Origin of the sequence: Burkholderia sp. AU18528 (genome assembly GCF_002223215.2) — a bacterium.
Classification (GTDB): Bacteria; Pseudomonadota; Gammaproteobacteria; order Burkholderiales; family Burkholderiaceae; genus Burkholderia; species Burkholderia semiarida.
In genome coordinates, this window is sequence record NZ_NKFC02000006.1 from 1,406,025 (window position 1) to 1,426,081 (window position 20,057).

19 protein-coding genes are annotated in these 20,057 nt (G+C 67.4%); 12 read left to right on the forward strand and 7 right to left on the reverse strand.

All coding sequences use genetic code 11. The features are described 5' to 3' along the window. Positions 1–58: 58 nt before the first annotated feature. From CFB52_RS23240 to CFB52_RS23255, 3 genes are all read left to right on the forward strand, one after another. Positions 59–1,618 carry a DHA2 family efflux MFS transporter permease subunit gene (locus CFB52_RS23240; protein WP_059584984.1) on the forward strand — a complete coding sequence of 520 codons (1,560 nt, stop codon included), beginning with the start codon at positions 59–61 and terminating at the stop codon, positions 1,616–1,618. 282 nt (positions 1,619–1,900) lie between these two features. Then, complete coding sequence (locus CFB52_RS23250) at positions 1,901–2,233, forward strand: hypothetical protein (protein WP_059639596.1); 333 nt, start codon at positions 1,901–1,903, stop codon at positions 2,231–2,233. A 126-nt stretch (positions 2,234–2,359) separates the two neighbouring features. Beyond that, positions 2,360–3,949, forward strand: coding sequence for an ABC transporter substrate-binding protein (locus CFB52_RS23255; RefSeq protein WP_099317556.1), 1,590 nt, complete (start codon positions 2,360–2,362; stop codon positions 3,947–3,949). Positions 3,950–4,060: 111 nt separating this feature from the next. Here CFB52_RS23255 and CFB52_RS23260 read toward each other — a convergent pair whose 3' ends face one another. From CFB52_RS23260 to CFB52_RS23275, 4 genes are all read right to left on the reverse strand, one after another. Then, complete coding sequence (locus CFB52_RS23260; protein WP_099317557.1) at positions 4,061–5,368, reverse strand: Nramp family divalent metal transporter; 1,308 nt, start codon at positions 5,366–5,368, stop codon at positions 4,061–4,063. 97 nt (positions 5,369–5,465) lie between these two features. Beyond that, positions 5,466–6,722: an oxalate decarboxylase family bicupin gene (locus CFB52_RS23265; RefSeq protein WP_059639599.1), complete on the reverse strand. Its 1,257-nt coding sequence runs from the start codon at positions 6,720–6,722 to the stop codon at positions 5,466–5,468. A gap of 337 nt (positions 6,723–7,059) precedes the next feature. Beyond that, complete coding sequence (locus CFB52_RS23270) at positions 7,060–8,394, reverse strand: type II toxin-antitoxin system HipA family toxin (RefSeq protein ID WP_099317558.1); 1,335 nt, start codon at positions 8,392–8,394, stop codon at positions 7,060–7,062. 3 nt (positions 8,395–8,397) lie between these two features. Next, positions 8,398–8,646: an XRE family transcriptional regulator gene (locus CFB52_RS23275; protein ID WP_099317559.1), complete on the reverse strand. Its 249-nt coding sequence runs from the start codon at positions 8,644–8,646 to the stop codon at positions 8,398–8,400. A 253-nt stretch (positions 8,647–8,899) separates the two neighbouring features. Between CFB52_RS23275 and sapR the strand changes: the two genes are divergently transcribed. From sapR to CFB52_RS23320, 9 genes are all read left to right on the forward strand, one after another. After that, positions 8,900–9,787, forward strand: a complete 888-nt coding sequence (gene sapR, locus CFB52_RS23280) for a sap1 transcriptional regulator SapR (RefSeq protein WP_099317560.1) — start codon at positions 8,900–8,902, stop codon at positions 9,785–9,787. 17 nt (positions 9,788–9,804) lie between these two features. Continuing rightward, positions 9,805–10,368: a D-alanyl-D-alanine dipeptidase gene (gene ddpX / locus CFB52_RS23285; protein ID WP_060009330.1), complete on the forward strand. Its 564-nt coding sequence runs from the start codon at positions 9,805–9,807 to the stop codon at positions 10,366–10,368. A gap of 70 nt (positions 10,369–10,438) precedes the next feature. Next, entirely contained in the window at positions 10,439–12,040 is a 1,602-nt protein-coding gene (locus CFB52_RS23290) for an ABC transporter substrate-binding protein (protein ID WP_060968811.1), read from the forward strand. A gap of 10 nt (positions 12,041–12,050) precedes the next feature. Beyond that, positions 12,051–13,121 carry an ABC transporter permease gene (locus tag CFB52_RS23295; protein ID WP_059584974.1) on the forward strand — a complete coding sequence of 357 codons (1,071 nt, stop codon included), beginning with the start codon at positions 12,051–12,053 and terminating at the stop codon, positions 13,119–13,121. A 66-nt stretch (positions 13,122–13,187) separates the two neighbouring features. Next, positions 13,188–14,102 carry a nickel transporter permease gene (nikC, locus tag CFB52_RS23300; RefSeq protein ID WP_059584973.1) on the forward strand — a complete coding sequence of 305 codons (915 nt, stop codon included), beginning with the start codon at positions 13,188–13,190 and terminating at the stop codon, positions 14,100–14,102. 1 nt (position 14,103) lies between these two features. Beyond that, positions 14,104–15,018 carry an ABC transporter ATP-binding protein gene (locus tag CFB52_RS23305; RefSeq protein WP_099317561.1) on the forward strand — a complete coding sequence of 305 codons (915 nt, stop codon included), beginning with the start codon at positions 14,104–14,106 and terminating at the stop codon, positions 15,016–15,018. Beyond that, entirely contained in the window at positions 15,015–15,791 is a 777-nt protein-coding gene (locus CFB52_RS23310) for an ABC transporter ATP-binding protein (protein WP_099317562.1), read from the forward strand. The genes CFB52_RS23305 and CFB52_RS23310 overlap by 4 nt, the downstream gene beginning before the upstream one ends. Before the next feature lie 128 nt (positions 15,792–15,919). Next, a complete protein-coding gene (locus CFB52_RS23315) occupies positions 15,920–16,174 on the forward strand; it encodes a GlsB/YeaQ/YmgE family stress response membrane protein (protein ID WP_059639606.1) in 255 nt (84 codons plus the stop codon). Positions 16,175–16,538: 364 nt separating this feature from the next. Next, the gene (locus CFB52_RS23320; RefSeq protein WP_059639607.1) at positions 16,539–16,868 is read left to right on the forward strand and encodes a hypothetical protein; all 330 of its coding nucleotides are present in this window, start codon (positions 16,539–16,541) and stop codon (positions 16,866–16,868) included. Between the two features lie 19 nt (positions 16,869–16,887). Here the strand turns inward: CFB52_RS23320 and CFB52_RS23325 are convergent, their stop codons facing one another. The 3 genes from CFB52_RS23325 to CFB52_RS23335 all read right to left on the reverse strand — a co-directional run bounded on the left by CFB52_RS23325 (position 16,888) and on the right by CFB52_RS23335 (position 19,875). Beyond that, positions 16,888–17,760: a LysR substrate-binding domain-containing protein gene (locus CFB52_RS23325; protein ID WP_059584968.1), complete on the reverse strand. Its 873-nt coding sequence runs from the start codon at positions 17,758–17,760 to the stop codon at positions 16,888–16,890. Between the two features lie 106 nt (positions 17,761–17,866). Further along, entirely contained in the window at positions 17,867–18,766 is a 900-nt protein-coding gene (gene bla / locus CFB52_RS23330; RefSeq protein ID WP_099317563.1) for a class A beta-lactamase, read from the reverse strand. Between the two features lie 206 nt (positions 18,767–18,972). Next, positions 18,973–19,875: a peptidoglycan DD-metalloendopeptidase family protein gene (locus tag CFB52_RS23335; protein WP_099317564.1), complete on the reverse strand. Its 903-nt coding sequence runs from the start codon at positions 19,873–19,875 to the stop codon at positions 18,973–18,975. Positions 19,876–20,057 lie beyond the last annotated feature (182 nt).

The following is a 20,057-nucleotide window of genomic DNA, read 5'->3' on the forward strand; positions in this document are numbered from 1 at the left end:
GTGCATGCGCGGCGGACGGCGCGCGCCGTATGGCCTTCATCCATCACGCAGGAACCCCATGTCATCTCCGTCACCCCAGGCACCGCTGTCGGGCGGCAAGCTCGCGATCGGCACGATCGCGGTATCGCTCGCCATGTTCATGAACGTGCTCGATTCGTCGATCGCGAACGTCGCGATCCCGACGATCTCGGGCGACCTCGGCGTATCCGTCGATGAAGGCACGTGGGTGATCACGATCTTCGCGGCCGCGAACGCGGTATCGATTCCGCTGACCGGCTGGCTCACGCAGCGCTTCGGCCAGGTACGCCTGTTCGTCGCGTCGATCCTGCTGTTCGTGTTCGCGTCGTGGCTGTGCGGGATCGCGCCGAACCTGCCGACGCTGCTCGCCGCGCGGATCCTGCAAGGCGCGGTCGCGGGGCCGCTCGCGCCGCTGTCGCAGGCGCTGCTGCTCGGCGCATGGCCGCGGCAGAAGTCGTCGACCGCGCTCGCGCTGTGGTCGATGACGGCGCTCGTCGGCCCGATCGCCGGGCCGTCGCTCGGCGGCTGGATCACCTACGACTACAACTGGTCGTGGATCTTCTACATCAACATCCCGGTCGGCTTCTTCGCGGCGGCCGTCACGTGGTTCGTGTTCCGCGATCGCGAATCGGCCACGCGCCGCCTGCCGATCGATACGGTCGGCCTGCTCCTGCTCGTGCTGTGGGTCGCGTCGCTGCAGATCATGCTCGACAAGGGCAAGGATCTCGACTGGTTCAATTCACCCGTCGTCGTCGCGCTGGGCATCGTCGCGCTGATCGGCTTCGCGTTCTTCCTCGTGTGGGAGCTGAACGAGGCCAACCCGATCGTCGACCTGCGGCTCTTCACCCAGCGCAACTTCGCGGGCGGCACGATCGCGATCTCCGTCGCGTACGGGATGTTCTTCGGCACACTCGTGCTGCTGCCGCAATGGATGCAGGGCTATCTCGGCTACCGCGCGGTCGATTCGGGGCTCGCCACCGCGCCGCTCGGGCTGTTCGCGATCCTGCTCACACCAGTCATGGGGCGTCTGCTGCCGCGCACCGACCCGCGCTATATCGCGACGCTCGCGTTCGTCGGCTTCGCGGTCGTGTTCATGATGCGCACGACGTTCTACACCGACGTGTCGCGCTGGGATCTGGTGCTGCCGACGCTGCTGCAAGGCATTCCGATGGCGATGTTCTTCGTGCCGCTGACGTCGATCATCCTGTCGGGGCTGCCGCCGGAGAAGATTCCGGCCGCGGCCGGCCTGTCGAATTTCGGCCGCACGTTCTGCGGCGCGGTGGGGACGTCGCTGATCAGCAATGCGTGGAACGATCGCACGATCCTGCATCACGTGCGGCTCACCGAACAGGCGAGCGTCACCAATCCGGTCTTCACGCAGCAGCTCGACACGACCCGTTCGCTGCTGCACCTGAGCCCCGATTCGGCGCTCGCGTTCTTCAATGCATCGGTCGATTCGCAGGCGGCCGTGATGGGATTGAACGACATCTTCTACGTGTCGGCGATCATCTTCATCGCGATCATCCCGCTGATCTGGATCACGAAACCGGTGCGCTCGGGCGGCGGCGATGCCGATGCGGCGGCGGCCGGCGCGCACTGATCGGCGTTCGTTGCGCGGGACGCAGCGCCTGCGTCGCGCGGGCCGCGGAACTCGCCCGTCATGGCGGCACCATCGTCAGGCGCCCGTGCGGCAGCGAGCCCGTGTTGTATCGAATCGTTTCAACGCGCCAACGGCGTCGGATGCCGCGGGTATACTCCGTCGTCAGCCGCCTGCCGTCTCGTCGTCCGTCAAAAGCGGCCCGATTCCGGGCGGTTTCGTCGCGAAGCTTCGCGTTTCGCCACCCCGCGCCCCAGCCTCGACACGAGACACCCGACGCCGACCATGAAACGATTCCTGCTGCTCCTTCCCGCCGCGCTGCTCGCCGCCTGCGGTTCCGCGCCCTCGTCCGACTCCGCCGGCTCGGGCGCCGCGCCGATGATCTACGTGTCGTCGCAACGTCCGGCCTACGCGGTCGCGAACTGCCTCGACAGCCGCCTGTCGGGCACCGAGCAATCGCAGCACAACGGCGTGACCGACATCGCCGTCGGCTCGAATTCCTACTTCGTCACGCTGACGCCGTCGGGCAGCGGCTCGGTGATCAAGGTCGTGCGCGGCTCCGGCAACGAGCCGGCCGAGGAAGCGATGCGCTTCGCGATCGCGCGCTGCGCGATCTGACGCCCCCGGCGCCGGGCGCCCGCCCGACCCGCCGCTGTGCGCCGCCCGGCGCGCGTGCCGAATATTTTCATCCGGGTGCCCGTCGATGAGAGAATCGCACCACGATTCCCTTTCGATGGAGCCCGCATGAAGCACCTGCTGTCCCGGCTGTTCGTCAGCGCCGCGCTCGTCGCGCTTGTTCCGGCGCTGCCGGCGCAGGCAGCCACGCCGCCCGGCATCTTCGTCGTCGCCACGCAGCTCGGCGAATTCACGACCCTCGACCCGAGCGGGATCTACGAGCTGGTGCCGTCCGAATACGTCGCGAACACCTACGAGCGGCTGGTGCGCGTCGACCTGAAGGACCCGACGCGCTTCGACGGACAGATCGCGCAATCGTGGACGGTCGGCGCCGACGGCGTGACCTACACGTTCAAGCTGCGCCCCGGCCTCACGTTCCATTCCGGCAACCCGGTCACCGCCGACGACGTCGCGTGGTCGCTGCAGCGCACCATCCTGCTCGACAAGGGGCCGGCCGGCGTGCTCGCCGATCTCGGCCTCACGAAGGCGAACGTGACGCAGAAGGTACGCGTGGTCGATCCGCAAACCGTCGTGCTCGAAACCGACCGCAAGTACGCGCCGAGCTTCGTGCTCAACGTGCTGAGCGCGTGCCCGGCATCGGTCTTCGACAAGAAGCTGCTGCTGTCGCACCAGCAAGGCAACGATCTCGGCAGCGGCTGGCTGCGCACCAACGACGCGGGCTCGGGCCCGTACCAGCTCGTCAAGTGGACGCCGAACGAGACCATCGTGCTGCAGCGTTTCGACAAATACCGCACGCCGTACCCGATGAAGCGCGTGGTGCTGCGCCACGTGCCCGAAGCCTCCGCGCAACGGCTGCTGCTGGAGAACGGCGACGCCGACGCCGCGCGCAACCTGAGCCCCGACAGCCTCGCCGCGCTGTCGAAGGCCGGCAAGATCAAGGTCGCGTCGTGGCCGGTGTCCGCCCTGCTGTACCTGAGCCTGAACACGAAGAATCCGAACCTCGCGAAGCCCGACGTGCAGCAGGCGATGAAGTGGCTCGTCGATTACGACGGCATCCAGCGCAATATCGTCAGCACGACGTACAAGGTGCATCAGACCTTCCTGCCCGAAGGCTTCCTGGGCACGCTGAACGCGCGGCCGTACAAGCAGGACGTCGCGAAGGCGAAGGCGCTGCTCGCGAAGGCCGGCTTGCCGAACGGTTTCGACGTGACGATGGACATGCCGAACGACTATCCGTACCTCGAGATCGCACAGGCACTGCAGGCGAACTTCGCGCAGGCGGGCATCCGCGTGAAGCTGATCCCGGGCGACGCGAAGCAGGCGATCGGCAAGTACCGCGCGCGCCAGCACGACATCTTCATCGGCGAATGGTCGCCCGACTACATGGACCCGAACAGCAACGCGCGCGGCTTCGCGTGGAATCCGGACAACTCGGACCAGTCGCCGACCAAGATGCTCGCATGGCGCAACGGCTGGGACATTCCGCAACTGACGAAGGACACCGAGGCCGCGCTCGTCGAGCCGTCGCCCGCGAAGCGCGCGCAGCGTTACGAGGCGCTGCAGAAGGCCGTGCTCGCGAACTCGCCGTTCATCATCATGTTCGAGAAGGTCGTGCAGGTCGCCACGCGCCCCGGCGCGACCGGGCCGGAAATCGGGCCGATCAACGACCTCGTGTCGTACCGCACGCTCGCGAAGTAATCGCGGCCGCCCGCGCTGGCCGCGACGCGCGTCGGCGGCCGGCAGTGCCACGCGATCCGGCGGCCGCGCGGGGCGCCGGACATGCGGCAGCAGGCGGCCGCCCGCACCCGTTCAATTGAATGCCGCCCACACCAGGTATGCATTCAGCCCGACGATCACGACCGTCGCCGCGCCGGCGACGATCCGCAGCGGCATCCGCATCGCGTAAGCGCCCATCACGTCCGTGCGCGCCGACAGCAGCAGCAGCGCGATCATCGGCATCGGCAGCACGAAGCTCAACACGACCTGGCTCGCCACCATCGCGCGCGTGACGTCGCAGCCCAATGCCACCACCACGAACGCGGGCGCGATCGTCACCGCGCGCCGCACCCAGATCGACATGCGGCGGTGGATGAAGCCCTGCATCACGACCTGCCCCGCCATCGTGCCGACCACCGAGCTCGACACGCCCGACGTCAGCAACGCGACGAGAAACAGCGCGCCGGCCGCCGGCCCGAGCACCGGGATCAGCGTGTGACAGGCGTCGCCGATGTCGGTCATGCCCGGCGCGGCCGCATGAAACGCGGACGACGCCATCATCACCATCGCGAGATTCACGAACCCGGCGAGCCCGAGCGCGACCACGACCTCGCGGTTCGAGAAACGCACGAGCCGCCGCCGCTCGGCGTCGTCGCGCGGCGCGGTGCGATCCTGCGTGAGGCCCGAATGCAGATACAGCGTGTGCGGCATGATCGTCGCGCCGATGATGCCGACCGCGATCGTCAGCGCCGCATGATCCGGAATCTGCGGGACCACCAGATGGAACGCGGCCGCATGCCAGTCCTGCGGCGCGATCAGCAGTTCGCCGAGATAGCACGCGCCGATCACGCCGACCAATGCCGCGATCGCCGCCTCCAGCGGCCGGAAGCCGCGTTTTTCGAGCGCGAGGATCGCGCAGGTCGCGAACGCGGTCGCGATCATCCCCGCGAACAGCGACAGATGGCACAACAACCCGAACGCGAGCGCGCCGCCGAGGAATTCGGCGAGATCGGTCGCCATCGCGGCGATCTCCGACGCCACCCACATGCCCCACACGACCGGCGCGGGGAAGCGGTCGCGGCACAGCTCGGCGAGATTGCGGCCGGTCACGATGCCGAGCTTCGCCGACATCGCCTGGAACAGCATCGCGATCGCGTTCGCGGCCAGCACGACCCACAGCAGCCGGTAGCCGTACGCGGCGCCGGCCTGGATGTTGGTCGCGAAGTTGCCGGGATCCATGTAGCCGATCGATGCGATCACGGCCGGGCCGACGAACGGCAGCAACGCGGCGACGCCGGTGCGGCGCCCTTCCAGCGCGGCACGCGCCGCGCCGTCGGTCTGCTCGGTGGACAGTCCCGGCAGCGCAAAGCCGCCGGCAGGTTTGCTCGGGACGGGAATCATGGCAAGTATTCCGTTCGAATGAGGACGGCTGATTCAGGGATCGCGCCCCGCCACAACCAGCATGCCGCGTGCCGGCCATGGCAGGACGCCGGCGGCGTCACAGCGGCACGACGTCGGGACGGTTGCGCGGAAACCGTGCGATCACGTCCGGCGCGATGTTCAGGTGCGCTTCGACGAGCTTCGGCGGCGTGTGCGCGAGCCAGTCGGACAGCGACACCTCCGCATAGCGGTCGGTCTTGAAGATCTCGAGGAATACGAGGTCGGTCTTGCCGGTGTTCTGCACGTAGTGCCCGAGGCTCTTCTTCACGTAGCCGACGTCGCCCGCGCGGAAGTCGGCCGTCTGCGCCTTCGGCCCCGTGTCGAACACGGTCATCCGCGCCTCGCCTTGCAGGTAGTACTGCCATTCGTCGGCGTTCGGGTGCCAGTGCAACTCGCGCATGCCGCCCGGGTGCACGGTGACGAGCGCCGCCGCGACGGTCGTGGATACGTTGAAGTTGGTGCTGTCCGCGATCCGCACCTCGCCGCCGCGCGTCTTCCTGACCGGTTTCATGTCGCCGAGCGAAAAGACGAACGGATGCGGCGGCGCGCCCGCCGACGCGGCCGACGCGCGCTGCGCGTCCGCGAGCGGGCCCGGTTCGTCGCCCTGGAAGATCCACAGGTTGTCGAGCGGCACGTTCCGGAACGCATCGGCCGGCACGCCGAAGTTCAGCGCGAGCACGTCGGGCGGCGTATGCGCGATCCAGTCGGTCAGCAACAGCGTGTTGAATTCCGATGCGCGGCCGTTATCGAATGCGAGCAGGAATTCGGCGCCGTCGCTGCCGATGCCCTGCAGCGAATGCGGCAGGCCGGGCGGGAAATACCAGAGGTCGCCGGTCTTGACGTCCTGCACCGACGGCCGCCCGAGTTCGTCCAGCACCGTGATCCGGCAGCGGCCGTCGAGCATGATCGCCCACTCGGCCTGCTGGTGCCAATGCATCTCGCGAATGCCGCCGCGCGTCAGGCGCATGTTGACGCCGGAAATGGTTTCGGAAATCGCGAAATCGTCCTGCGTGACTTCGCGCGCCCATCCGCCATTTTGAATGCGTTTATGCGCATTATTGAAAGACGCCCAGAATAACGGCATCCCGTTGATATCGGTGGCCGGCGGATCCTGAAAGGACGGGAATTGATTGGCGATGGCCGGATTTTTAGGCCCCGGATCGGTCAGGCTCTGGCGGTTGCGCGCATTCACCGCGCCTTCCGGCGGGCTGTCCGGATTACCGAACGAGGCGGCCTTGGCGGTTACCGCGATGCCCGCGGCGGCAATCGCGCCGGCCGTGCTCGTCAACATCTTGCGTCGAGAAAGATTCGTCATGATTTCCTCTTATTCGTGCAATCGAGAGAATTTCCATTACGGAATACTTGCCGCTTTTTCGAATTACCGAAAATCAAACATCCCGTGACGCAAGTTAAATACAAAACCATCTAAAAATTAAATGAATTATTAATCTTGATTGATGAGTTAAACTGATCGACTTTAATTTTGTAATTATTGCGATGCAGCAGGCTGTAAATGGCGGCAAGCTGTGCTCGATATGCGCACCGCGCGATTGCCGCCCGATGCCATCGATTCGGGTTTCCTGGCGCGCAAACCGGAATGGAAAAATGCGGATGCGCCGGCTTTCACCGGCCCGGAGCGGAACCGGGGCGGGTCACTCCCGCGACATGTCGGCGAGTCGTTGCGCGGCGAAGCGCAATCCGCCGAGAATGCGTTCGGCGATCCTCGCCGGAAATCCGGCCGGCAGCGCCGCGCCGACCGATTCGATCACCTGGGGCGTCATCGCGACGAGCCGTTCGACGATCGGTGTCGCGATATCGCCAAGCAGGCAATGCTCCGCCATCGCAGTGAAGTGCCGGCGCGTGATATCGCGCATCGCGTAGTGCTTGCGCTTGCCGTGCACCGCCATCGCGAGCTTCGCCTTGTGCCACGACCACTGGTTCGCGCCATCTCCCTCGACCGGCCAGATCGACATCACGTCGTAGAGCGGCGTCAGACGGAAGCGGCCGCCCGGCAGCAGGCGCAGACTGAAGTTCTTCGCATGCCCGTCCGGTGCGGCAAGCATCCAGAACACCACCAACGCGGTGAACAACGTGTCGAGGTCGGCCTGCGCCGTTTCCGACCGGCGCAGGATGCCGGCCAGATCGGGCACCCCGGGGCCACCCTGCGATTCGTATTTCAGATGCGGCGGCACGCCGAGCGCCTGACAGAAATCTTCTTGCGGCAAGCGCAACAGCCAGCCGCCGTCACGATGCAGCGCGCGATCGAAGCGCGTGACCGACAGCACCTTGTGTTCGCCGAAACGCACGATGTCGGCCTCCGCCGTCGGCAGGCCGAACGCACGCAGGATCGCGAGGCACAGCCATTCGTTTTCGACGGATGTCGTCAGATCCGCACGCTTGTTGCCGACCAGCCCGAGCGGCAACTTCAGAATATGCGTCGTCGGGGTCGCGCCATGCGGACGCATCCATCGCCCGTCGTGAAACAGCAGCGCGGTCTTTTCCTGCGCGCCGGCCAGCGACAGGCGGAAATCGTCGTCGTCCTGCGCACCGCCCGCCGCCCCGCTCGCCTGATCGAGCACGCGCGCCACCTCGTCGTCGGACAACGGCGTGCCGTCGATCCGGTCATGGCCTGCCGGGGTTTCATCCTCGCCGAGCAACTGCACCGCGCCGACGCAGTCCCGGCCGAGCGCGGCGAGCAGATCGAACGGCTCGATCGTCGCCGTGCCGAACCGCGATGCAAGCCGCCGACGAATTGCATCGCTGTCCGGCAGCAGATTGTCGAAGTAGTGATTGACGCGCTCGCCGCGCAACGGCGCATCGCCGACGCCGAACGGCAGCGACAGCGACAGCGGGCGGCCGGCGTCCGACTGTTTCCAGCCGGCGTCGTACAGCAGTTCCATGCCGCCGCGCGCGGGAATCCGCCAGATTCCCACCCGCACGCCGTTGGCCCAGATCGATAGCGCGCGGCCGTGCGATTTGCGTCCCATCGATTACCAGTCGACGTTGGCAGCGTCGCGCCCGTCCTTCGTGCGGATGCTGAGCTCGAGACCGTACAGCGCGGTCAATTCGAGCAACTGCCTGAGCGACAGGCTTTCGGTGCGCGTGGTTTCGAGCGACGACAGGCGCGACTGGCCGACGCCGATGCGCGCCGCCGCTTCGGCTTGCGTCAGCCCCTTGGCCTGACGTGCGGACGACAGGATTTCAGCCAGTTGCGCGGGGGTATTGACGATGAGATTCACGGGGATGGGCTCGGTATACGATCCATGCAGTATATCTCTGTGAGAAATAAACGCAAATTATTCCCGTCAGACATAAACGCGTAATATGTCTGTCAGGAATAATCCGTCATGCGGGCCACCCGTCTCCGCTCATCGGGTGTTCCCCGCCCCTATCATCGTGAGCCAGCCATAGTTTTTATTCGCTGGCGCCAATGATTTTGGTTTTGTCAGATAGATGACATCGAATCATCAAATGACAACGATCTAACAGCCGATGATCTGCGCGTTCGCCCATACCGTCGAGTCCCGCTATGCCGAGCTGACGCCGACCGCCAAGCGCATCGCGAGCTACATGCTCGCGAACCTCGATCGGCTCGGCCTCGAGACCGCCGACCAGATCGCGCAGCAAGCCGGCACCAGCGGCATTTCGGTCGGGCGTTTCCTGCGCAGCGTCGGCTACCGCAATCTCGACGACCTGAAACGCGAACTGCGCGGCGGCGGCGATCGCCCGTGGATGATCACCGACCGGCTCGACGAGTACCGCCGCGCCAGCGCCACGCAAACGGCCGCCGGCGAGCGCAACAGCAACAGCAATGGCAGCACGCTCGCGTCGTCGCTCGAGCGCGAGCTCGACGCGATCCGCCACGTGTACCGCCTGGCCGAAGGCCCGGTGTTCGCGCAGGTGGCCGACCGGATCGCGCATGCCGACGCCGTGTTCATCCTCGGCATCCAGTCGACGCGCGGCATCAGCAACGCATTCAGCAGCTACCTCGAATACCTGCGCCCGCGCGTGTTCTATTCCGACGGCCAGTCGGGTTCGTACGTCGATTCGCTGAATTCCGAGTTCGAACGGCCGTACTGCATCGTCACCGACACGCGCGCGTATTCGCGCAGCGCGCGCCGCTATTGCCAGGCGGCCGCCGAGCGCGGGCAGCCGTTCGCGCTGGTCACCGATCTGTATTGCCCGTGGGCGCGCGAATGGCCGGCCGATCTGCTGCAGGTGAAAACCGACGTCGGCCAGTTCTGGGATTCGCTCGCACCGCTCACCTGCCTGTTCAACCTGCTGATCACGGCCGTGGTCGACCGCCTCGGCCCCGCGATCGACCGGCGCGTCGCGCGCAACCGCGAACTGCAGCGCACGTTCGACCAATTCGAATCCTGAGCGAAGCCGCCCCGCCGATGAACGATTACCGCCTCGTCGAAATCACGCCCGCCACGCATCGCGTCGACATCGATCTCGTCTATGCGACCGACCGCAACCTGACCGGCAAGCCGATCTACCGCCGCGCGCACTGCCTGCTGCTGGCGCCGGCCGAAGCCGCATTGCGCCGCGCGGTCGACGTCGCCGCGCAGGCCGGCTTCACGCTGCGCATCTACGACGCCTACCGGCCGCCGCAGGCGCAGCAGGTGCTGTGGGACTTCCTGCCCGATCCGAATTTCGTCGCCGATCTTGGGCGCGGCTCGAATCACAGCCGCGGCACCGCGCTCGACCTGACGCTCGTCGGCGCGGACGGCAAGCCGCTCGACATGGGCACGGGCTTCGACGAGATGGTCGCCGCGTCGGGTCATTTTCACGCGGGATTGCCCGAACACGTGCAACGCAACCGGCTGCTGCTGCTCGGCGTGATGCACGCGGCCGGCTTCGCGCACATCGACAGCGAATGGTGGCACTACGAACTGCCCGGCTCGCACGCGTTGCCGCAGATCGACAATGCGGCGAGCGGCCCGTGGCGCCTGATGTAGCGGCAGCGCACGCCCCCTTTTTCATGCACGTTCACGTTCAACGACTCAAACGACAGATGGAGAAGCGCCCATGAAATTCCCGACCTCCCGGCTCGTCGCGGCGCTGGCCGCCGCGTCCGTATTCGCCGCCGTTCCGCTTGCCGCCGCCCACGCGGAAACGCCGAAGGACATGTTCGTGATGGCCACGCTGCTCGACGAATTCACGACGCTCGACCCGGGCGAAATCTACGAACTGGTGCCGGAGGAATACGTCGCGAACACGTACGACCGGCTCGTGCGCGTCGACCTGCGCGATCCATCGAAATTCAACGGCGACGTCGCGCAATCGTGGACGGTGAGCCCCGACGGCCTGACCTACACGTTCAAGCTGCGTACCGGCCTGAAGTTCCACTCGGGCAACCCGCTGACGGCCGACGACGTCGCGTGGTCGATCCAGCGCGCGGTGCTGCTCGACAAGGGGCCGGCCGCCGTGCTGACCGGCATCGGCCTCACGAAGGCGAACGTCGTCGCGAACGTGAAGAAGCTCGACGACGCGACGGTGTCGGTCACGACCGACCGCAAGTACGCGCCGACCTTCGTGCTGAACGTGCTCGGCTCGTGGCCCGCGTCGGTGCTCGACAGGAAGCTGCTGCTGTCGCACCAGCAAGGCAACGACTTCGGCAACGCGTGGCTGAAGACCAACGAAGCCGGCTCCGGCGCATACAGGCTCGTCAAATGGACGGCCGGCGACAGCCTCGTGCTGCAACGCTTCGACGGCTACCGGCTGCCGCTCGCGATGAAGCGCATCGTGCTGCGCCACGTGCCCGAAGCGGCAAGCCAGCGCCTGCTGCTGGAAAACGGCGACGTCGACGCGGCGCGCGACCTGAGCCCCGACGATCTGGCGTCGGTCGTGAAGTCGGGCAAGGCGAAGGTGGCGGCATCGCCGCAGGCGACGCTGCTGTATCTCGGCCTGAACACGAAGAACCCGACGCTCGCGAAACCCGACGTGCAGGAAGCGCTGAAATGGCTCGTCGACTACGCGGGTATCCAGGGCAACGTCGTGAAGACGACCTACAAGGTGCACCAGACCTTCCTGCCCGAAGGCTTCCTCGGCACGCTGAACGCGAACCCGTACAAGCTCGACGTCGCGAAGGCGAAGGCGCTGCTCGCGAAGGCCGGCGTGCCGAACGGCTTTTCGGTGACGATGGACGTGCGCAACGACTATCCGTACACGGAGATCGCGCAGGCCGTGCAGGCGAATTTCGCGCAGGCCGGCATCAAGGTGCAGCTGATCCCCGGCGACAACAAGCAGACGCTCGCGAAATACCGCGCGCGCCAGCACGACATCTACATCGGCGAATGGTCGGCCGACTACATCGATCCGCACAGCAACGCGCAGGGTTTCGCGTGGAATCCGGACAACGCCGACAAGTCGAGCTATAAAATGCTGGCCTGGCGCAACAGCTGGGACATCCCGCAACTGACGAAGCAAACCGACGCCGCGCTGGCCGAACCGGCCGCCGCGAAACGCGCGCAGCTTTACCAGACGATGCAGAAGGAAGTGCTCGCGCGCTCGCCGTTCGTGATCATGTTCGAGAAAGTCGCGCAGGTCGCGACGCGGCCCGGCGTGAGCGGGCTCGAAGTCGGGCCGATCAACGATCTCGTGTCGTACCGCAACCTGAAGAAGCAATAAGATTCGCCGCATGTCGACTCCCGCCTCCTCCCTCGAAGCGCTGCGCACGCTGCCCGCGCGGCGCCCGGCCGTACGCTGGGCGCTGCGCGTGCTGCGCTGGGCGATCACGCTCGCCGTCACGTTCGCGGGGCTGCTCGCGCTGACGTTCGTGATCGGCCGCAAGGTGCCGATCGACCCTGTGCTCGCGATCCTCGGCGATCGCGCGTCGGCCGAAGCGTACGCGGCCGAGCGCATCGCGCTCGGGCTCGACAAGCCGCTCGCCACGCAATTCCTGATCTACGCGCGCGACGTGCTGCACGGCAATCTCGGCGTGTCGCTGCTGACCGCGAACCCGGTGCTCGACGATATCCGGCGCGTGTTTCCGGCCACGCTCGAACTGGCGACGATCGCGACGCTGATCGGCATCGCGATCGGCGTGCCGCTCGGCGTCGCGGCCGCGGTGAAGCACAACCGGCCGATCGATCACGTCGCGCGCTTCGTCGGGCTGATCGGCAATTCCGTGCCGGTGTTCTGGCTCGGGTTGATGGGGCTGCTGCTGTTCTATGCGCGGCTGCACTGGGTCGGCGGCCCCGGCCGGCTCGACCCGGTGTACGACGGCATGGTCGATCCGCGCACCGGCAGCCTGCTGCTGGATGCGGCGCTCGCGGGCGAGTGGGACGTGTTCCGCAACGCGGTATCGCACATCGCGCTGCCGGCCGCGATCCTCGGCTACTACTCGGTCGCGTATCTGAGCCGCATGACGCGCTCGTTCATGCTCGACCAGCTGAGCCAGGAATACATCGTCACCGCGCGCGCGAAGGGCCTGTCCGAGCGCCGCGTGATCTGGCGGCATGCGTTCGGCAACATCATGGTGCCGTTGCTCACCGTGATCGCGCTCACGTACAGCAACCTGCTCGAAGGCTCGGTGCTGACCGAGATCGTGTTCGCGTGGCCGGGGCTCGGCTCGTACCTGACCGGCGCGCTGCTGAACGCCGACATGAACGCGGTGCTCGGCGCGACGCTCGTGATCGGCGCGATGTTCATCACCGTCAACCTGCTGACCGACGCGCTGTACCGCGTGTTCGATCCGCGTGCGCGCTGAGGGCCGCTTCGACATGACCGTTTCCATCCTGCTTGTTGCTCCCCCCATGCCGAAGGCGACCCGACCATGAATGCCGAGCGTCTCACCCTGCGCGCGTGGCTGCTTTCCGATGCGCCCGCGTCGCGTTCGCAGGCCGCGTTCGGCCTCGCGTACCGACGCTGGCGCCGGTTCGCCACGAATCCGCTCAACCTGTTCGGGCTCGCGATCCTGCTTGCGCTGATCGTCGTCGCGATCGTCGGCCCGCTGATCATGCCGCACGATCCGCTGCGCCAGGTGCTGTCCGACCGGCTGCTGGCGCCCGGCTCGCCGTCGCACTGGTTCGGCACCGACCAGCTCGGCCGCGACATCCTCTCGCGGCTGATCGCCGGGTCGCGCCTGACGCTCGGCATCGCGCTGCTCGTCGTCGCGATCGTCGTGCCGATCGGCCTCCTGATCGGCACGACAGCCGGCTATTGCGGCGGCTTCGTCGACAGCGTGCTGATGCGCATCACCGACATCGCGCTCGCGTTCCCGAAGATCGTGCTCGCGCTCGCGTTCGCGGCCGCGCTCGGCCCCGGCGTGATCAACGCCGTGGTCGCGATCTCGATCACCGCGTGGCCCGCGTATGCGCGGCTCGCGCGCGCCGAAACGATCCGCATCGCGCAAGCCGACTACATCCACGCGGCGCGGCTGCAAGGCGCGTCGGGCCCGCGCATCCTGCTGCGCTACATCATGCCGCTGTGCATGTCGTCGGTGATCGTGCGCGCGACGCTCGACATGGCCGGCATCATCCTGACCGTCGCGGGCCTCGGCTTTCTCGGCCTCGGCGCGCAGCCGCCGAGCCCCGAGTGGGGTTTCATGGTCGCGTCGGGCCGCAACGTGCTGCTCGACGCGTGGTGGGTCGCGACGCTGCCCGGCATCGCGATCCTGCTCGTGAGCCTCGCGTTCAACCTGCTCGGCGACGGGCTGCGCGACGTCTTCGATCCCCGTCATGGAGCGTGACATGCCGACGAATTCCACTACCGCGCCGGCGCCGCTCTGCGAGATCGACGGGCTGAAGATCGGCTTTCGCGGGCACGACGGCAGCGTGACTGACGCCGTGCGCGACCTGTCGCTGACCCTCGCGCCCGGCGAACGGCTCGGCATCGTCGGCGAATCGGGCTCCGGCAAGTCGCTGACGGGCCGCGCGCTGCTCGGCCTGCTGCCCGACGTCGCGCGCTTTTCGGCGCGCACGATGCGCTTCGCGGGGCACGACCTGCTCGCGATGTCGCCGCGCGAGCGCCGGCGGCTGTGCGGCAGCCAGATGGGGATGATCCTGCAGGACCCGAAATATTCGCTGAATCCGGTGATGACGGTCGCGAAGCAGATGGGCGAGGCGTTCCGCCTGCACGAGCCCGGCTTGCGCGGCCGCGCGCTGCGCGAACGGATCGTCGAGGCGCTCGCGGCCGTGCAGATCCGCGACCCGGCGCGCGTCGCCGATGCGTATCCGCACGAGCTGTCGGGCGGCATGGGTCAGCGCGTGATGATCGCGATGATGGTGTCGACCGGCCCGCGCCTCTTGATCGCCGACGAGCCGACGTCCGCGCTCGACGTCGCGGTGTCGATGCAGGTGCTCGCGGTGCTCGACGCGATGATCGCGCGCCACGGCACGGGCCTGATGTTCATCAGTCACGACCTGCCGCTCGTGATGTCGTTCTGCGACCGCGTCGCGGTGATGTATGCGGGCCGCGTGGTCGAAACCTGCGCCGCGCGCGACCTGCGCGACGCTTCGCATCCCTATACGCGCGGCCTGCTCGCGGCCAACCCGCCGCTCGCGAACCCGCCCGACGAACTGCCGGTGCTGCGGCGCGATCCGGCATGGCTCGATTCCGCACCGCCCGCCTTCGCGCCCGCCAATCGACAGGAGCCCGCACGATGATCGACGTCGATCACGCATCGATCCGTTTCCCGACCCGCACGGGTCACGTCGACGCCGTGCGCGACGCGAGCTTCGCGGTGCGCGACGGCGAAGTGTTCGGGCTGGTCGGCGAATCGGGTTCCGGCAAGTCGACGCTGCTGCGTGCGCTGACGGGCCTCGTGCCGCTCGCGTCCGGCAGCCTGTCGATCGACGGCCGCCCGGTGGGCGGCACGCCCGATCGCGCGTTCCGCCGCCACGTGCAGATGGTGTTCCAGGATCCGTACGCGTCGCTGCATCCGCGCTTCACCGTCGATCAGACGCTGCGCGAGCCGCTGTCGATCCATGCGATCGACGACCCCGATGCGCGGATCGCCCGCGCGCTCGCGGAGGTCGGCCTCGGCCCCGCGTTCCGCTTCCGCTATCCGCACCAGTTATCGGGCGGCCAGCGGCAGCGCGTGGCGATCGCGCGTGCGCTGATCGTCGAGCCGCGCGTGCTGCTGCTCGACGAGCCGACGTCCGCGCTCGACGTATCGGTGCAGGCCGAGATCCTCAACCTGCTGCGCCGCCTGCATCGCGAACGCAACCTGACGATGATCCTCGTCAGCCACAACCTCGCGGTGATCGGCTTCCTGTGCCAGCGCGTCGCGGTGATGCAGCACGGCGAGATCGTCGAGCAATTGCGGGTCGAGGACGTGCGCGCCGGGCAGGTCGTACGCGACTACACGCGCACGCTGCTGAACGCGACCGAAGGCTATCGACGGCTCGATCCGGCGGCCGGTGTGCCGACCGCCTGACATCCGCACGACGCGCCGGCATGCGATACTCGGCACGCCGCGCACGGGTTCGCCGTCGCAGGGAACCCCGGTGCGCCGGGCGAGTCCATTTCCTTTCGTCAACAACTCAACAGCAACAGGGGGCATCCATGCTGCAATTCATCGAAACCCTGGTCGTCGGGCTCATCGTCGGCCTCCTCGCCCGCGCGTTCAAGCCGGGCGACGACAAGATGGGTATCCTGATGACCATCGTGCTCGGCGTCGTGGGTTCGCTGGTCGCAGGCTACATCGGCCGCGCGGCCGGCTGGTATGCGCCGGGCCAGGGCGCCGGCTGGATCGCGTCGATCATCGGCGCGATCGTGCTGCTCGTGGTCGTCGGTGCGATCCGCAAGCGCGCGGGCTGAACACCGCCCGCCGCGCGCCAGCGCAACACGGCCGCTCGCCCCGCGCGAGCGGCCGTTTTCTTTTGGCGAATCGTCATTCTCAGGATTGCCGATTCGTTGAGCCCTCAACGATTTACCTGCAAATCCCGCATCCATTGACGGGTGTCCACCGAGCTTACGTCATCGGCAATACCCCGACTTGCGGCCGCACAATTTTGAGATAAATTGATTGAAGAAACACGGCGTCGTTTGCTCGTCGTCGTTGTTTCCGGTTTCCCACTCAAGAGGTTCGATGAAATTGCCGTTTACGCATACAGCACCGCAGCGTTGACGGACTGCCATTCGAGCGGCCTCGCTGCGACGCGCTTCCTCTCTGGAGCCTGTCATGAAGCATCGCCTGTTCGCCGCCTCGTTCGCATTGGCTGCCTCGCTTCTGGCGCCTTCCTCGTCCTTTGCCGAAGGCGCATCCGGCATCATCCACTTCACCGGCATGATCGTCGAGCCGCCCTGCTCGTTCGCGCCCGACACGGCCAACGCCGCCCGCATACGCGCCGATTGCCCGCGGCCCGCGACCGGGCAGATCGCGTTCGTCGACGCGGCGAGCCAGCAGGCCGTCAAGACCACGACCTTTACCGAGGCTTCGGGCGCAATCGTTTTACCGAAGCGCGCGGGCAACAGTCGTGCGCCGATGATCGCCGTCGTGACCTACCAGTAAAGCCCGCCGCGGCCGCACGTCAGTCGCGATGGCGCGCGATCCAGTCGCTGAACGCGCGAATCTTCTGCTGGCCGCCGAGGTTCTCGGGATAGACGAAGAAGTAGCGCGCGCCCGTCTCGAGCACGATGTCGAACGGCCGTTCGAGCCGGCGCGCGCTGACGTCGTCGTCGACGAGCGTCACGTCGCCGATCGCGACGCCGAAGCCCTGCATCGCCGCGTTCGTCGCGAGATCGAGCGTGTCGAACGTCGGCCCGCGCGCGGGATCGACGCCACGCTCGCCCGCATGGTCGAGCCATGCGCGCCAGTCGCGGTGGTCGCGCGTCGGATGCAGCAGCGTATGGCGCGCGAGATCGCCGACCGCATCGAGCGGCGACGCTTGCCGCAACTCGGGCGCGCAAACGGGTGTCAGCCGCTCGTCGAACAGCGGCAGCGCGACGACGCCCGGGCCGGGCGAGGTCCCGTAGACGATCGCCGCATCGAACGGTTCGCTCGAGAAATCGACGACGTGCTGCCACGCGGTCGTGATCTGCACGTGGAGATCGGGATGTTCGCCCTGGAAACGCATGATGCGCGGCAGCATCCAGCGGATCACGCAGGTCGGCACCTTCAGCGCGAGATCGGTGCGCTGCCGCGTGAGCTTCATCGAGATGTCCTCGATCCGCGCGAAGCTCTCGTCGACCACCGGCAACAACTGCTCGCCCTCGGCCGTCAGCGTGAGGCCCTTCGCATGCCGCCTGAACAGCGGAAAACCGTAATGCGCCTCGAGCGTCTGGATCTGCCGGCTCACCGCGCCCTGCGTGATGCACAGCTGCTCGGCCGCGCGCGTGAAGCTGCGGTGGCGAGCCACCGTCGAGAAGATCTGCAGCGCGTGCAGGGGCGGAAGTCGGCGCATGGCGAACGGGAAACGGGAAACGGCGCGGATGGGCCGCGCGCCGACGCCGGCGCGCGCTGACCGACACGATAAGCCAAACGCCGGCTTTGCGCGAGACGCCGGATACTCAGGCCGTCGCGGTAAGCGCGCCCGCCGCGATGCGCGCCGCCGATGCGACGACGTCCGCGCGCGCCGCGGCAGTCGCCTCCGGCTGCGTGAACGACACGGCCATCACGATCGGCGCGCGCGACGGCGGCCACAGCACCGCGATGTCGGTCGTCGTGCCGTAGCCGCCGGTGCCGGCCTTGTCGGCAACGCGCCAGCCGGGCGGCACGCCAGCCGCGATGCCGGTCGCGCCGCGCGCGCCGCCGACCATCCATTCCGTCAGTTGCGCGCGCTGCGGTTCGCGCAGCGTGTCGCCGAGCAGCAGCCGCTGCAGCGTGTCGACCATCGCGACCGGCGTCGACGTGTCGCGCTCGTCGCCGGGCGCGGCCTTGTTCAGCTCGGGTTCCCAGTGATCGAGGCGGAAGGTGGTGTCGCCGCTTTCGCGCGCGAACGCCGTGACGGCCTGCGGGCCGCCGAGCACGCCCATCAGCAGGTTGCCCGCGCCCTTGTCGCCCGACTGCAGCATCGCCGCGCACAGCTGCGCGATCGTCATGCCGGTGTCGACGTGGCTTTCCGTAATCGGCGAGCCGGACACGATTTCATAGCGACGGTACAGGATGCGGCGCGGCAGCAGCGATGCGTCGAGCGCGCCGCGCGCGAGCATCGCGGCGGCCGCCATGACCGCATACGTGCCGCACAGCGGGAAGCGCTCGCGCGCGTGGTGCGCGATGCGCACGCCGTTCGACGTATCGAGCGCGGCGACGCCCAGCCGCCCGTTCGAGGCCTTTTCCAGCGCGGCGAGTTCGGCTTGTCCAGTATGGGCGCGCCCCTGGTCGGCGACCGGCGCCGACGTGCATGCGGCAACGCACGGCGCGGCAACGGCGGCAAGCAACAGCGAGCGGCGTGTCGGAGAATGTTCCATGGATGAGATCTGTTCTGTCGGAAACGGTGGCGCGAAGCAACGCGGCCGCGCATCGGCGACGCGCGACCGTTCACGCCGACGGCCGGCCCGCGACGGCATTCGCCGCGCATCCCCGAAAGACGCCCGTCGGCCCCGCGATGGCGGGATTCGCATGAACACCTAGCGTAGCAGCGACCGCCGCCGCGTTCCAGCGCGACGGCCGCGCTTCACCCTTGCGACGAAGGCAGGTACGGCATCGGATTCACCGGCTTGCCGTCGCGTCGCACCTCGAACAGCAGCGCGACGCGCGAGTTGTCGAGGTCGCCCATCTCGGCGATCGCATCGCCCTGATGCACGATGTCGCCCGTCTTCACGAGCAGCTTGCGGTTGTGTGCATACGCGGTCAGGAAATCCGCGTTGTGCTGGACGATGATCAGGCTGCCGTAATCGTTCAGGCCGGTGCCCGCATACATCACGCGGCCGTCGGCCGCGGCGCGAACCGGGTCGCCCGGCCGGCCGGCGATCTGGATGCCGCGGTTCTGCCCGGGCCGGAACCCTTCGACGATCTTGCCGGTTGCGGGCCACTTCAGCGCGACGCCGCCCGCATGGCGCTTCGTTTCCTTGACGACCTGGCGGTCGCTCGCGGTCGACGCGGTGGCTTGCGGATTGGCCGGCGAAGCGGCCTGATTATCCGCCGCGCCATTGCCCGCCACAGCCTGCGTGCCGGCCGCGCCCGCGGGCGGCAGCGGCTGCTGCTTGACGATGCGCAGGACCTGCCCCATGCGCAGCCTGCCGTTCGCGGCCAGCTTGTTCCAGGTGCGCAAGTCGGCCACGCTGCACTCGTTCGCGGATGCGATGCCCGTCAGCGTGTCGCCGCGCTTCACGACGTACTTTTTCGCGACGAGAATCGGCGCGGCCGGCATAGGCGCGGCCGGCTTAGGCGCGGCCGGCATAGGCGCGGCGGGCATCAGTCCGGCCGACGGCGCGGCAGGCCGGCTCGAATCGGAAGGCTGCCCCGCCAGCGTGTCGCTCGGCGCAACGGACTGCGTACTTGCACAACCGGCCATGACGAGCACGGCGGCCAGGCCCGACAGCCACGCCGCCTTGCGGTGAATCTCGCGCGTTTTCATGGACGATCCGACTCCGGTTTGACAATCTTTCAAGCATCTCAAAAACGGAACGGCCGACGTGTAACCGGATGCAAACAATGATGACAAACGATCACGGAGCGGATGCCGGCCGGCATGCGTTACCGGTAATACGGTCCGGTCCGGAAAAACTTGATGGTCCTTTCGGAGAAAAACGGAAGAAT

Bases quoted from the DNA above. Each gene is read 5' to 3' on its own strand.
- CFB52_RS23255 (WP_099317556.1), top strand. From the start codon at position 2,360: ATGAAGCACCTGCTGTCCCGGCTGTTCGTCAGCGCCGCGCTCGTCGCG.
- CFB52_RS23335 (WP_099317564.1), bottom strand. From the start codon at position 19,875: ATGAAAACGCGCGAGATTCACCGCAAGGCGGCGTGGCTGTCGGGCCTG.
- CFB52_RS23305 (WP_099317561.1), top strand. From the start codon at position 14,104: ATGCCGACGAATTCCACTACCGCGCCGGCGCCGCTCTGCGAGATCGAC.
- CFB52_RS23315 (WP_059639606.1), top strand. From the start codon at position 15,920: ATGCTGCAATTCATCGAAACCCTGGTCGTCGGGCTCATCGTCGGCCTC.
- CFB52_RS23310 (WP_099317562.1), top strand. From the start codon at position 15,015: ATGATCGACGTCGATCACGCATCGATCCGTTTCCCGACCCGCACGGGT.
- bla (WP_099317563.1), bottom strand. From the start codon at position 18,766: ATGGAACATTCTCCGACACGCCGCTCGCTGTTGCTTGCCGCCGTTGCC.
- CFB52_RS23240 (WP_059584984.1), top strand. From the start codon at position 59: ATGTCATCTCCGTCACCCCAGGCACCGCTGTCGGGCGGCAAGCTCGCG.
- CFB52_RS23325 (WP_059584968.1), bottom strand. From the start codon at position 17,760: ATGCGCCGACTTCCGCCCCTGCACGCGCTGCAGATCTTCTCGACGGTG.
- CFB52_RS23270 (WP_099317558.1), bottom strand. From the start codon at position 8,394: ATGGGACGCAAATCGCACGGCCGCGCGCTATCGATCTGGGCCAACGGC.
- CFB52_RS23290 (WP_060968811.1), top strand. From the start codon at position 10,439: ATGAAATTCCCGACCTCCCGGCTCGTCGCGGCGCTGGCCGCCGCGTCC.
- nikC (WP_059584973.1), top strand. From the start codon at position 13,188: ATGAATGCCGAGCGTCTCACCCTGCGCGCGTGGCTGCTTTCCGATGCG.
- CFB52_RS23260 (WP_099317557.1), bottom strand. From the start codon at position 5,368: ATGATTCCCGTCCCGAGCAAACCTGCCGGCGGCTTTGCGCTGCCGGGA.
- CFB52_RS23295 (WP_059584974.1), top strand. From the start codon at position 12,051: ATGTCGACTCCCGCCTCCTCCCTCGAAGCGCTGCGCACGCTGCCCGCG.
- CFB52_RS23265 (WP_059639599.1), bottom strand. From the start codon at position 6,722: ATGACGAATCTTTCTCGACGCAAGATGTTGACGAGCACGGCCGGCGCG.
- sapR (WP_099317560.1), top strand. From the start codon at position 8,900: ATGATCTGCGCGTTCGCCCATACCGTCGAGTCCCGCTATGCCGAGCTG.
- CFB52_RS23320 (WP_059639607.1), top strand. From the start codon at position 16,539: ATGAAGCATCGCCTGTTCGCCGCCTCGTTCGCATTGGCTGCCTCGCTT.
- CFB52_RS23250 (WP_059639596.1), top strand. From the start codon at position 1,901: ATGAAACGATTCCTGCTGCTCCTTCCCGCCGCGCTGCTCGCCGCCTGC.
- ddpX (WP_060009330.1), top strand. From the start codon at position 9,805: ATGAACGATTACCGCCTCGTCGAAATCACGCCCGCCACGCATCGCGTC.